The 11,869-nt window shown below is 66.3% G+C and carries 12 protein-coding genes; 2 read left to right on the top strand and 10 right to left on the bottom strand.

The genetic code is table 11. The annotated features are described in order from the left end of the window. Positions 1-5: 5 nt before the first annotated feature. From ABD743_RS28910 to ABD743_RS28900, 3 genes are all read right to left on the bottom strand, one after another. Positions 6-584: a TMEM165/GDT1 family protein gene (locus ABD743_RS28910; protein ID WP_344725515.1), complete on the bottom strand. Its 579-nt coding sequence runs from the start codon at positions 582-584 to the stop codon at positions 6-8. A gap of 104 nt (positions 585-688) precedes the next feature. Then, entirely contained in the window at positions 689-1,885 is a 1,197-nt protein-coding gene (locus tag ABD743_RS28905; protein WP_344725514.1) for a sodium:calcium antiporter, read from the bottom strand. Between the two features lie 302 nt (positions 1,886-2,187). After that, positions 2,188-3,420, bottom strand: a complete 1,233-nt coding sequence (locus tag ABD743_RS28900; RefSeq protein WP_344725513.1) for an acyl-CoA dehydrogenase family protein — start codon at positions 3,418-3,420, stop codon at positions 2,188-2,190. Between the two features lie 442 nt (positions 3,421-3,862). Here ABD743_RS28900 and ABD743_RS28895 point away from each other — a divergent pair, with 442 nt between their 5' ends. Next, a complete protein-coding gene (locus tag ABD743_RS28895) occupies positions 3,863-4,249 on the top strand; it encodes an ester cyclase (protein ID WP_344725512.1) in 387 nt (128 codons plus the stop codon). Positions 4,250-4,280: 31 nt separating this feature from the next. On the opposite strand, the gene ABD743_RS28890 is transcribed toward ABD743_RS28895, so the two are convergent. Both ABD743_RS28890 and pcaD read right to left on the bottom strand, forming a co-directional pair. Beyond that, positions 4,281-4,646 carry an ArsC/Spx/MgsR family protein gene (locus ABD743_RS28890; protein ID WP_344725511.1) on the bottom strand — a complete coding sequence of 122 codons (366 nt, stop codon included), beginning with the start codon at positions 4,644-4,646 and terminating at the stop codon, positions 4,281-4,283. A 74-nt stretch (positions 4,647-4,720) separates the two neighbouring features. Next, complete coding sequence (gene pcaD, locus ABD743_RS28885; RefSeq protein WP_344725510.1) at positions 4,721-5,527, bottom strand: 3-oxoadipate enol-lactonase; 807 nt, start codon at positions 5,525-5,527, stop codon at positions 4,721-4,723. Between the two features lie 73 nt (positions 5,528-5,600). Between pcaD and ABD743_RS28880 the strand changes: the two genes are divergently transcribed. Further along, on the top strand, positions 5,601-6,500 hold the full coding sequence (locus ABD743_RS28880; RefSeq protein ID WP_344725509.1) for a LysR family transcriptional regulator: 900 nt from the start codon (positions 5,601-5,603) through the stop codon (positions 6,498-6,500). Between the two features lie 51 nt (positions 6,501-6,551). On the opposite strand, the gene ABD743_RS28875 is transcribed toward ABD743_RS28880, so the two are convergent. The 5 genes from ABD743_RS28875 to ABD743_RS28855 form a co-directional block, all read right to left on the bottom strand. After that, complete coding sequence (locus tag ABD743_RS28875) at positions 6,552-7,094, bottom strand: hypothetical protein (RefSeq protein ID WP_344725508.1); 543 nt, start codon at positions 7,092-7,094, stop codon at positions 6,552-6,554. Between the two features lie 432 nt (positions 7,095-7,526). Beyond that, positions 7,527-8,414 (bottom strand): aminoglycoside phosphotransferase family protein, encoded by an 888-nt coding sequence (locus ABD743_RS28870; protein ID WP_344725507.1) that lies wholly within the window; start codon positions 8,412-8,414, stop codon positions 7,527-7,529. 183 nt (positions 8,415-8,597) lie between these two features. After that, the gene (locus tag ABD743_RS28865) at positions 8,598-9,551 is read right to left on the bottom strand and encodes an LLM class flavin-dependent oxidoreductase (protein WP_344725506.1); all 954 of its coding nucleotides are present in this window, start codon (positions 9,549-9,551) and stop codon (positions 8,598-8,600) included. A 673-nt stretch (positions 9,552-10,224) separates the two neighbouring features. Further along, positions 10,225-10,800 carry an alpha/beta fold hydrolase gene (locus ABD743_RS28860; protein ID WP_344725505.1) on the bottom strand — a complete coding sequence of 192 codons (576 nt, stop codon included), beginning with the start codon at positions 10,798-10,800 and terminating at the stop codon, positions 10,225-10,227. 84 nt (positions 10,801-10,884) lie between these two features. Next, positions 10,885-11,869, bottom strand: a 985-nt coding sequence (locus ABD743_RS28855; RefSeq protein WP_344725504.1) for an IS110 family RNA-guided transposase, incomplete at its 5' end; no start/stop codon positions are given.

The raw sequence follows: 11,869 nt of genomic DNA, 5'->3' as shown, positions 1-11,869 counted from the left end.
CGTGCTCAACCGCGGATCGCCTCGATCGCGCTGAGTGCAGCAAGGACGATCAGGACGGCTGCCGCCACGCGGATCACCCAGCGCACCGGCACCACCCGCTGCAGGCGGTGGCCGCCGAACACCGCGAGCGCGGACACCGCCCACAACGCGAGGAGGGCGCCGAGCCCGACGGCGAGCGGGTCGTCGTACCGCGCGGCGAGCGTGGCGATGATGATGTGCGACGGGTCGCCCAGTTCCGAGAGCAGGGTGACCCCGAAGCTGGTGGCCACCACGCGCCAGCGCGTCCCCCGAGTCTCCCCGAGGGTCGCGGCGTCATCATCGTCATCGTCGTCCTCGCGGAGCAGCAGTACCGCGCCGACGAGGAAGGTCACGGCGACCGTGGCTTCGAGGACTCTCTCGGGCAGCAGCGCAACGAGGCTCCCGGCTGCGACCGCGATCCCCACCTGCACGGCAAAGGCCGCGGCGACGCCCAGCAGCACCAGTCGTGCCGGGTATCGGCTCGCGAGGACGAGCGTCACCAGACCGCTGGTGTCTGCCAGCTCGGCAAGGGCGACGATGCCGAAGGTGATAGCGATCACAAGCACGGTATTCAGCTACTCCCTGCGCGCGGGGACCACAACCGGGCTCGCCACCGTGGCCCAGCCGGGGGCCGGTGGTGACACACCTCCCCTACCGGGGACTGCGCAGGCTAGCCGCCGTTGTCGGCCGGCGGGGCGACCGGGATGGCCGGGGCCGGTGCGTCGTCGTCCGGCGCACCCGGCACCGCCGGTGCCTCGATACCCGGCTGCTGCGCGTCATCGTCGGCACCTGGGGCGTCGTCGACCGGAACCAGCCCGAACACCGAGAAGCTGACGACCCAGTAGGCGATGTACCCCGCCAGCAGCACCACTCCGTGCCAGCGCCGGAGGTGCCCGGTGAAGAGTACGTACGCTGCGAACCCGTTGATCACCACGAGAGCCGGCAGATGCCAGGTGAAGATCTCCGGGGTGATCAGGAGCGCGCCGCCGGCCAGGGCGATGATGCCCACCTTCGCGGTCACCGAGAACACGACGCTCCCGATGACGTTGCCGACACCGATCGCGGGGGCGCCCCGCCGGGCCGGCTCCGCGGTCAGGAAGATGTCCTCCAGGGAAAGCACCACAGTCGCGATCGTCGCCCCGAACACAGTGCCGCTGATCGCGAAGTTCTCCAGGATGCCCGCGGTGCCCTCGGACATGGCCCAGGCACCCACCACGAGGCCGATGAGCGCGAGCAGCGCCAGCAAGAGCAGCATCCACCCAGGCCGGTTGACCGCCTTGGCCTTGCCTACGTCGCCGGTCTCGTAGAGATCACCGGCGCCATGGCCCCCGGTATGTCCGCCACCCCCGGACTTCCCACTGACGCCGGCGCCGACGAGCTCGGGGCTGTCCACCGCCTCGAGCACTTCCGAGCTTCGGAACGTGGGCACCGCCCGCCGGGACTCGCGGTAGCCGATGTAGGCAACGAAAGCCACGAACAGCAGGATGAGAACGATCGCAGAGCCGACCCCCAGGCCTCCCAGCAGTGCAGGCCCGATCAGCACCAAGGGAGCGATCGCGAACAACACGATGTAGTCCTTCGGGATCTCCACCCTGCTGGGCGCGACGATGGCTGCGATCGCGAGCACCAGGCCGGTCATCGAGATGACGGTTCCGAAGACGACGCCGAGCGCAACGTCTTCGAGGCCATCCAGATTGAGCACCACACCGAAGGCGAGGTCGTCGAACTCGATCCCGGTGAACAGGATGGCGAGCAGGAAGAGCGAGATCGCCAAGCCGCGTGCAGCGCCGACCAGGTAGGTGATCAGCTTCTCGGCACTGTAGATCAGCAGCGCCGCCCCGGCGGCGAAGATCAGGATGGACGTCATCCGGTTGCTCCCCCTTGAGCGAACGGACAGGCCGGTCCCCCGTGCCCCGGCCTGTGACAGTCAGTTGTCGATCATCTCGTCACCGGGAGTGAGCAAAGTTCCGGCGCCGCATCTTCGATCGTCGCAAAGCATGATCCGCCGAGCGACCGCCATTCGAGGTGTCGGAACGGCCCGTTCGTGGACTTGCGTTCTCGGTTTTGCAGGCCACTTCGCGGCCTCGTTTCAAGGTTCGAGCGCCGTGCTGCCGGCCAGGTCAGCGGCCTGTCGCACGGAGGGCAACGGCCGCGAATCCGGACCCTGGATCAGATCGGCATCTCCGGTTGGAGGCCGAGCCGGATGCGCCCGACATTCTCCCACGTGCGCTCGTACTGAAGTGTGACGTGGGTGCGGATCATGTTGAGGTCGCGGAAGTAGCGCTCGATCCGTTGGCCCTTCTTCGAGGCGCTCGATCCACTGGTGCGGAAGACCGTCTCGACCGCCTTGGACGCGAGCTCGACGATCTGCTGCTCGATCATGACGAGACGGCGGTCGTCCTCGTCGCTCACGAGTTCACCGGTCTCCATCGAGCGTCGCGCCAACTCCGTCCACTTCTGTCCGACCTGGTGCAACGTCGCCTCTGCGGTGTCGGCGTACGCCGTCGCCTCTCCCAGCAGCCGCTGGAACACCGGGAGCTCGGAACGCCGTGGCGACATCGGACCCCACTGGTGCCTCGTAGTGAGGTTCTCGATGTACTCGTCGATCGCCGCCTGTGCGATGCCGACGCAGACCGCGGTCGGCTCGGAAATGAGCAGGGACGCGAGCGACCCGTAGAACGATGGGCTGGAGTGCAGGCCGCGCCCGGGGAACGCGGCGACGGGGTGGAAGGCGTTCGGCCGCGGGGCCGTGTGGCGCTCGGGGACGAAGAGGTCCTCGACGACGACCCGCCGCGAACCCGTGCCGCGCATGCCGAGCGTGTCCCAGTTGTCGATGATCTGGTACTGGTCCCGACGTATGGCGGCGGAACGCGTCTCCACGACCTTGCCGCCCGGCTCCGTCACGACGGCCACGTGCCCGTTGAAGTGGGTCGCCACGTCACAGCCGGACGCATAGTCCCACCAGCCGGTGATCCTGTACCCGCCGTCGACCTTCAACGCTGAGGTCGGGATCGCGGAGCCCGGGCAGCGGACGTCGCCGTCCCCGAACAGCTCGATCTGACCCAGCTCCTCCAACGAACCGATGAGGACGGTGTGCGTGGCCGTGAGTGCGTAGACCCAACCGCTCGAGGGGCAGCCGCGCGACAGCTCGACCGCGACATGCAGGAAGGTGTCGAGATCGAACTCGTAGCCGCCGAATCGTCGCGGCTGCATGACGCGGTAGAAGCCGGCGTCGAGGTAGTCCTGCAGCGTCGAGTCGGGAAGCCGCCCGAGTCGCTCGCACTTGTCCTGGCGCTCGCGCAGCTTCCCGCGCATCGCCGCCGCCCTGGCGATCAGCTCACCCGGCGTGAGGTGGGGCTCCGGCGGATCGATGGAACGACGATCGGCGTCCTGCAGCGTCATCAGCTTCTCCAAGGTCGGTCATCGCAGGCCAAATTCGCTACCGGGTAAATCCGGCGCCGTTATGAGCGCGTGTCACCAACGCGCTTTTTCTGCGCGGGAGGGCCGGGATCGTCCGAATCCGTTCCCTTCCCTCCCTACCTAGCTACCACCGACATCCTAGGCCGAGTTGCACTCCGCACTGCCCGCAAGCTTGGGGTTATGGATATATTCAATCAGGGCGCGTCCTATTCGCCATCATGACTGTCTCGGCGATGCTGGCGAGGTTGTGCACATTCCTCCCCGCCCCCACCGAATCGAACGACCGCGCGCCGGCAAGGGGAGCGAGCGACGTGGAGGAGGTCATCTCCGCAGGTTGCGCGGCCCCGGCGCGCGGTCTCTCAGTCATCCGGGGAGTCTCTGCACTGATCAACGCGTTGCACCCCGCATGAGCGCTAGGGATTCCGTGGACATCGTGCACGCCTTCTGGGCCCAGGTGTGGAATGCCCACGACGCAACCGCAGCAGACCGCTTCGTGGTCGACGACTTCTTCATCGTCTCCGGCGCAGAGACGATATCCGGCCGCGAGAACTTCAAGCAGTGGATCGAGGAATTCCTCGAGAGGGTCCGCGAGCTGCACTTGGAGGTCATCGAGTCGTTCCAGAGCTCCGACGGCAGCCGGGTGGCGTCGCGCTTCTTGTTGACCGGGAAGAACAACGGAGCGCTCGGCACGACGCCCGACCAGCGCGACATCGCGTTGACCGGCACCGCGGTCTGGGCGGTGCGCGAGGACGGGAAGCTACTGACCAACTGGGTCGAACGCTCCTCGTGGCACTACATCGACGGCCGGTAGGAACCGCCACCCTGGCTACCGTGAGGCTGCTTCAGCCCTCTCGGGACAGGGCATCCCGCACGGCCTCTTCGGTGCGCGCGACGACGGCCGTACCGTCGTCCGCGGTGATGATCGGTCGCTGAATGAGCTTCGGATGCTCGGACAGAGCCTTCACCCATCGCTCCCGCGAACCCGCGTCCCGGGCCCACTCCTTGACCCCGAGCTCCTTGGCGACGGCCTCCTGGGTCCGGGTGATATCCCACGGTTCGAGCCCTAGCCGGTCGAGCACCTCCCGGATCTCGTCCTCGCTCGGCACGTCCTCCAGATAACGGCGCACGGTGTAATCGGCCCCCTCGGCATCGAGCACCGTGATTGCACTCCGGCACTTGGAACAGGCCGGATTGATCCAGATCTCCATGCGGCCCACGGTATCCGCGGCATGACCTCTGCCCGCATGCCAGACCGTGCGAGGTCGATTCCTTCGGTGGGCCGTCAGGGCCGTTCGTCGAGGAAGGCCATCACGGCGTCCAGGAACTCCGCCGGCCGTTCGACGTTCGCCATGTGCACTGTGGGCAGGACGGTGAACCGTGCGCCGGGGATGGCAGCGGCGAGCTCTTTCCCATGACCGGCGGAAGTGACGGTGTCGTGCTCGCCCGCGATGACCAGCGTCGGGGCGCAGATGAGCGTAGCTGTGCGGCGCAGGTCGTAGTCACGAACCGCAGCCCAGCTGCCGGCCACGCCCTCGCGCTGCGTGGCGAGCAGTGTGCGGCGGAAGCCCTCGACAACCTCGCTGTCGGCTTGCAGCATCCGGGCCGGGAACCAGTTGTGCAGGAACATGTCCGCGGTAGCTCGCATGTCGGGGGCCTCCAACAGCTCGGCGATCGGCCGTTCCCACTGTTGCGGCGGGCCGAGGTACGCGGCGGTGTTGGAGAGCACGAGGCGGTCGACGCGCTCCGGCACATGGATCCCCAACCACTGCGCGACGATTCCGCCGAGAGACAGTCCCAGCACGTGCACCCGTTCCAGGTCCAGCGCGTCCAGCAGCTCCACCACGTCGCGCCCCAGCCGGTCCAGCGAGTACGGGCCGCTCGGGACGTCGGAGCCGCCGTGGCCGCGCGCGTCGTAGCGCAGCAGCCGGAAGTGCTCGGTGAGAGCCGGCACCTGGCCGTCCCACATGTGGAGGTCGGTTCCGATGGAGTTCGAGAGCAGCAGCACCGGCTTGTCCTGCTCACCGTCGAAGCGGTAGGCGATGCGCACGCCATCACCAGTGGTGATGGAGGTGACGGTCCGAGAGTCCATGGCAGTCAGCCTATGAACATCCTCGCAGACTGCTATTACAAAGATCAGACGTGCTCTGTAGGCTGCGTCGACAATGTCCAGCTTCACGCTTCACGAGTTGCAATGCTTCGACGCCGTCGTGAGCGATGGCGGCTTCCAGGCCGCCGCCGAGCGGCTGCACCGCTCGCATCCTTCGGTCTTCGCGGCAGTGGCCAAGCTCGAGCGCCAGCTGGGCCTGAGCCTGTTGGACCGCTCGGGCTATCGAGTGCACCTCACCGAGGCAGGGCAGGCCTTCCACCGCAAGGTGCGCTTCCTGCTGCACGAGGCCGAGGAGCTGCAGACGTACGCCACGCAGTTGGCGATGGGCGAGGAGGCAGAGCTGCGCGTGGTGCTCGGGGACCTGTGCCCATTGCCGCCGGTGCTGGAGCTGCTCAGCCGCTTCTTCGCGCAATACCCGCAGACGCGACTGCACCTGCAGTTCGAGACGGTGACCGGCCCCTGGGAGCGGCTGCTGGAGGACGAGGCCGACCTCATCGTGCACCGCGTCCCCAAGAGCGACGTACGGATGGAGTGGATCGATCTCGGCCGCGTGGCGATAGTGCCGGTGGTGGCGCCCGGTTTCCTGCCCTTCCCCCCGGCCACCGACATCACACCGCAGCGGATGCAGGCCTTCACCCAATGCGTGATCCGGGACTCGGCCCGGCACCCGTCCGAACCAGGCCATTTCCTGGTCGAGGGCGCGCCCCGATGTTCCGTGCCGGACCACCTCATGAAGAAGGAACTGATCCTGCACGGCATGGCGTGGGGGCACTTGCCGCGGTTCATGATCGAGGCGGAGTTGCGCGACGGACGCCTGCTGTCCGTCGCCGGACGTCACTTCCCCGGCGTGGTAGAGGAACTTGCGGCGGCGCGCCGTCGCGACAGGCCCCACGGCCCGGTCGCGGACTTGCTGTGGGACTTCCTGTCGCTGCACAGCAGCATTGTGGAACCCTAGTGCTGCCGCAAAGGGGCTTTGGACAGCAGTACGGCTCCACACTTCGTGGGCTCAGCCGATTCCCAGGTCCGTGCGCATGGCCTTGCGCAGATCGAAAACGTGCTCTTTCGCCTTCCGCAGCATGGAAGTAGCACTCTCCAGCGACTCGCCGGGCTCCCCATGGCCACGCTCGATTCGGCGCACCATCTCGTAAATCTTCCAGAGGATGTGGTTGGCCTTGGTCGCCAACGGCAACAGGTCGTCCGGCAACACGAGCTGCGCTTCGCCCCATTGCTCCCGCATGGCATCACGGGCGGTCTCCATGGCGTCATTCGTCCGGCCCGTGTCGACACATGTGCGGAGGGCGTCAACATGGAGCATCAGCGTCGAATGGAACTGCCAATCGGCCATATTCAGTGCGACGTAGCACGCATGACGTTTCTCGAAAACAGCCTGCTGTCTGTTGCGGCCCTCTTCGGCCCGCCGGGTGCGATGATCGTGCTCCAACTCAGCCATCCGGGCACGCGCGCTGACGTGCTGGGTGAGTAGCCCTGAGAGCAGAGTTCCGATGACGCCAAGGGCAGCGATAATTGATGCAGCGAGCGGACTTCCCACACATCCTCCCTCGTCAAGATCGGGCCCATAACCCAGCGTGCGCCGACCGGCACAACCTCGCGGTCCGAGCCTGTCGCTCGGGGGGAGGCTAGCAACCAAGGGAGATCAAGGCAGTCTTCGCCAATGGAGTACGGGACAGTCGTCACCGCTCAAGGGAGAGATTGGTGTCGTGCTCCTCGATCAGGCCCGAGGCACCACTCATCACCGCCCAGAGATTCGTACTGCACGCTTACAGTGACAACGCGAGAGCGACGAGGATGAGCGCGGCCTGGCTGATTAACGCGATCGTGAACTCGATCTCACCCTGCGTGCCTGCTCGATCCGGAACAATCACACGCCCTGTTCGTCCACACCGCAGTGCCATGCACCGAGAGCTACGACAAACTGCAACTGCGCTCGTATGTCCGCGTATCTGCGCGGTCGTGCACGCGGTCAGTTCGCCGCCAGTGCCCGTTCGAGCGTGGCGTAGCCTGCCGGTTCCCAGGTCGGCTTGCCTCCGGGCAGACCGAGCCTGCCGTTCCGTCCGATCCCGATCAGGCCCAGGGCCCGGAGTACAGCCCAGCCGCGGGCCCGGGCGATCGTCGCCTCGTCGGCCTGCCCATAGGCGTCGAAGAACCGACTCGCCGCGCCGGCAGGCAACAGGATCCAGGCGGCCGAAAGATCAGTCGCGGGATCGCCTGCGCACATCTCGCCGAAGTCGATCACCCCGGCGAGCATCCCGTCCCGGACGACCACGTTCGCCGGATGCAAGTCGCCATGCAGCCAGAGCGGTGCGCCCGGCCAGACGGGCGCTGCTACGGCCTTCTCCCAGACTTCCCGCGCGCTGTCAGCGCTCGCGTGGTCGGCAATGACCTCGAACCCGCGGTCGACCCCTTCCTGCAGTCCAGCCAGAGGGATGCCGCGCGTGGGGTTGGCCGCCGCGCCTGCGGGCGCCTGGTCGTGCAGCGCACCAAGAAACTCCGCGAGGATCTCGGCCGCATCGATGCGGGTGATCGGCGCGTGATCGGCCGGCTCACCCTCGACCCAGCGCGCGATCGTCCAGGTGTGCTCGAACAGGCTCGAAGGTTCACCGATACGCACCGGGGTGGGCGTCGGCAGCGGCAGGCGCTTCGCCAAGACCGGCAGCCACGTCTGCTCGGTGCGCAGCAGAGCAGGCGCGCGCTCGGTGCGTGGTAACCGCACGGCCAGCTCTTCGCCGAGTCGCCACAGCTGGTTATCCCAGCCTCCGTTGACGTCTCGGAGCTCGAGGTCTGCGAGATCCGGATGCTGATCCTCTAGCAGCGCCCGCACCAGGTCCTGTTCGAACGTGGCCTCGTCCACGAGCCTCCGATCGCTGCATGCGCGGGCACGCTAGCACCGGTCGATCACGCGGACGGAAGTCACGCACAGCCCCGACCTCCACTCTGCCGCTCGGTTGACATCGCTGACACGCCCCCGCCTGGCGCTGGTAATGGCGTACACGGGGGTCCAGATCAAGTTTCTGCACGCCCACGGACGTGAATGTCAAATTGCCTTCGCCTGCGGAAGCAATTCTACCGCAAGATCCAGTGTTTCTTGTCGTTCCGGTGGCAACGCGCTGAGGTGCACCCGATCGACACCTAGCTGCGCCAGCCTCGTCATCACGCGAAGGAAATCCTCTTGCGTTCCAACCACATAGAGCAAGTCTTCCGCGAGAGAGGACGGAGAAGATTGCGAGAACGATGCAAGAGCCCGACGCCGCTCTCCGATCTCCGTTACGTCGTTCGATAGCGACACGAAGACGGTCGCCGAGAATTTCACAGTATTCTCCGCCTGTTCCGCCGAGCGGAGCGCAGTCTCGATCATCGCGGAAACTCGCTCGTCGTTATTGCAATAGGCACCGCCTAAGACCGGGCGCCCCGCACGAATCGTATGCAGCAGGTCGACCCGATTGGCCACCGCGCCGGCAAGCGCGAGGAGGCGCGGCCCCGAACCCCCGATGACAATATCGGGGATGGTCGGCACTTCGGGCCATCGCACGTCCGAAGCCACTCTGTAGTACTTTCCTTCAAAGTCTATTCCGCCATTGGATTCGAGCATCTTCCGGCAGATCACGGCCGCTTCGGTCAGCTTGTCCACACGATCCCTCGGGGCCAGAAATTCGTAGCCGAACGCCTCGTGCTCGGGCTCGTACCATCCGGCGCCTAGCCCTAGCTCGGCCCTCCCGTTGGAGATTCGCTGCAACGTCAAGATGGCCTGGGTCAGCTCCGCGGGGTGGTGAAACCCGATATTCATGACGGTCTGAGTGATGCCAACCACTTGGGTCGCTGCGGCTACTGCGCCTAACGTGACAAGGCTATGTGGTAGCAGATACTCCGTCCCCAACGTGTTCGGAACAAAAAAATGATCAACAGCGCAGACTCCATCGAATCCGAGACTTTCCGCACGCACCGCTTCGTCAACAGGATCCCAAAGAACTGGAACTCTGTAAATCTTCACGTCTTGCGCCTCCTGTCGCGCTCCTCGTTCGACGGAAAACGGGCCCTGGATGTCGCTGACGACAATCGCCTTCAATGGCTGCGCGAGGCGTGGACGGTCGACAGGTCATGGCGGACACCGGTAGGCACTGGAGTATCGATACAGTTGCTGCGGTCATCCCCAGGCCGAGTGTATAGGACGACCAACGTCTCAACACTTCTGGATTTCGATGGCAGCTATTGACAATTTCGAAGCGTCGAAACCGTCAGACCAGATCGCGTCATGACCGCCGTCCGGCCTGCGCTTGGTATGAGCGACGGTGTCGACCCGGAACCCCCGATCCATTCGAGAAGATCGGCGAACCGACAGACGTGACGACGTCGAAGCGCACGAGCTGACGAACCGACCCCGTCCGCCTCGCCTCCATGCCGCAACTTGACGAAGGCGCAACGGTCATGGACAAACTGTTCCCGCTAGGTGACGCGGGATACCGCCGTCAGACCCACCGTAAGATCGGTGATCATATGTCTGACCTGGGTGGAGCTGAGGGGATTCGAACCCCTCACCCCTTGACTGCCAGGCTCGGCTGGGACGTGCGGGGCCGTCTACGACCGTTCCTGACCTGCGCGGCGATCCTCGTCACTGTCGTTGGGCGCGTGCCGTCGTCCCGGTCCGCTGCTATCAGGAGTGGCTGTCAAGTCTCGACTACGCGTCCGCCTGCCAGCTGCCCAGCTCTGCCGGGCCAGTCGATCGCGTCCAGGAATCTCTCCATCTCGACGAGCACCCGGCCGAGTACGGCGACCGAGTCGGTGAGCGGACCGGGAATCTGCAAGCCGTGGTCAGCCCCTTCGATCTCCAGCACGTGCCGCGACAGCCGGCGCGCCTGAGCGCCGTCCCACATCGCGTCCGCGGTGCCACCCACGACCAAGAAAGGTGCGGTCGCACGACTCAAGGCGCGGGCTATCCACGGCAAGGTCAAGACCGGCGTGAGCCACACCGCCGGTATATGACGCTCGGCAGCGAGCGTCGCGGCGTTGGAACCGAGAGATTTCCCGATCAGGAGCGGGTTCCCGCCGACCGCGTCGAGCCGAGGACCGACTTCTGCCCGCACCCAACCTTCGATCTCTGGCTGGAACGGATCCGGCGGTTCCTGAGACCACGCCAGTCTGTGGACCGTCGCTCCCCGCCTCTCGGCGACAACACCGGCGTACATGAGGAGCCCAGCCGCCGGCCCGTACCTTCCGCCCGGTACCACGACGGCGTCGGTCATGTCAGCGACCTTACGACCATGCGAACTGACGAGGCCAGCTCGTCCACGCGACCGCTTCGGCGCCTCTCTGTGTCAGCACCGGGGCTACTTTCCCTCGGTCGTAGGCTGAGTCGTGGTGGGTCCGGGAAGTGACTTGTCCGAAGAGTCGGCTGTCGGGGTTGAGCCGGCCGCGCTGGACTGCAGAGTCGCCCCCGGATGTCCTCCCGGGCCTGCCGCGAGCGCGTCACGCACCAACCTCCGGTAGACCACATCGGACAGCCGTCGCTTCAGACACCGCAGCGCTTCCTTGTGGCTCTTCCCCGCCGCCCGCTTCCGCCGGTAGTAGGCCCTCCCCGGGGTGTCGTGACGTATCTGAGTGATCGCCATGACATGCAGCGCGTAGTTCAGTTGCCGATCCCCAGCGCGCGAGAGCCGGTGCCGAACGACGTCGCCGGAAGACACCGCGATCGGCGCGGTGCCGCTGTAGGAGGCCAACGCCGCCGCCGAGGCGAACCGGCGGATCGATCCAACCCGAGCCAAGATCTTGCCGGCCAGCATCCCGCCGATCCCGAACAGCTCGGTCAGCCTCGTTGCCGACTCCCGGACCGAGGTGATGATCTGCTCACCGGTCGCGGCGATCCGACCATCGAGCCGACGGACCTCACCGACCAGCTCGACCGCGAGCCGCCGCCGGGTGACCCCGAGAACATCACGCTGCCGGACCCGGCGTAACAAGCCGGCAGCCTCATCAGCGATCAGTCCCAGGTCAGCGCCACCCGGGAGCAGGTGCGCGAGCAGCACATGCAGCCGATTCACCGTCTGGGTGCGCATCTTGACCAGGTCGTCGCGGTGCTCGGTCAACGCCCGCAGCGCCATTGCGAGCTCGTCGAACTGCACCGCCACCAGCCCGGCCGCCGTCCACGCAGCGACACCCACCGAGACGGCGTCAGCCTCATCAGTCTTCCGGCCATGACCCGTCGAGAGCACCCGCACCCGCGCGGCCAGCTTCGCCGGCACGTCCAGCACCGCCAGCCCATCAGCCAGCAACCGCGTCGCCAGCGGCGCACCCAACCCGCCCGCACCCTCGATC

Source organism: Pseudonocardia yunnanensis (assembly GCF_039534065.1).
In the GTDB taxonomy this organism is placed as follows: domain Bacteria; phylum Actinomycetota; class Actinomycetes; order Mycobacteriales; family Pseudonocardiaceae; genus Pseudonocardia; species Pseudonocardia yunnanensis.
The sequence above is the reverse complement of the archived record's forward strand: the minus strand, read 5'-3'. Positions and strand labels throughout refer to the sequence as shown.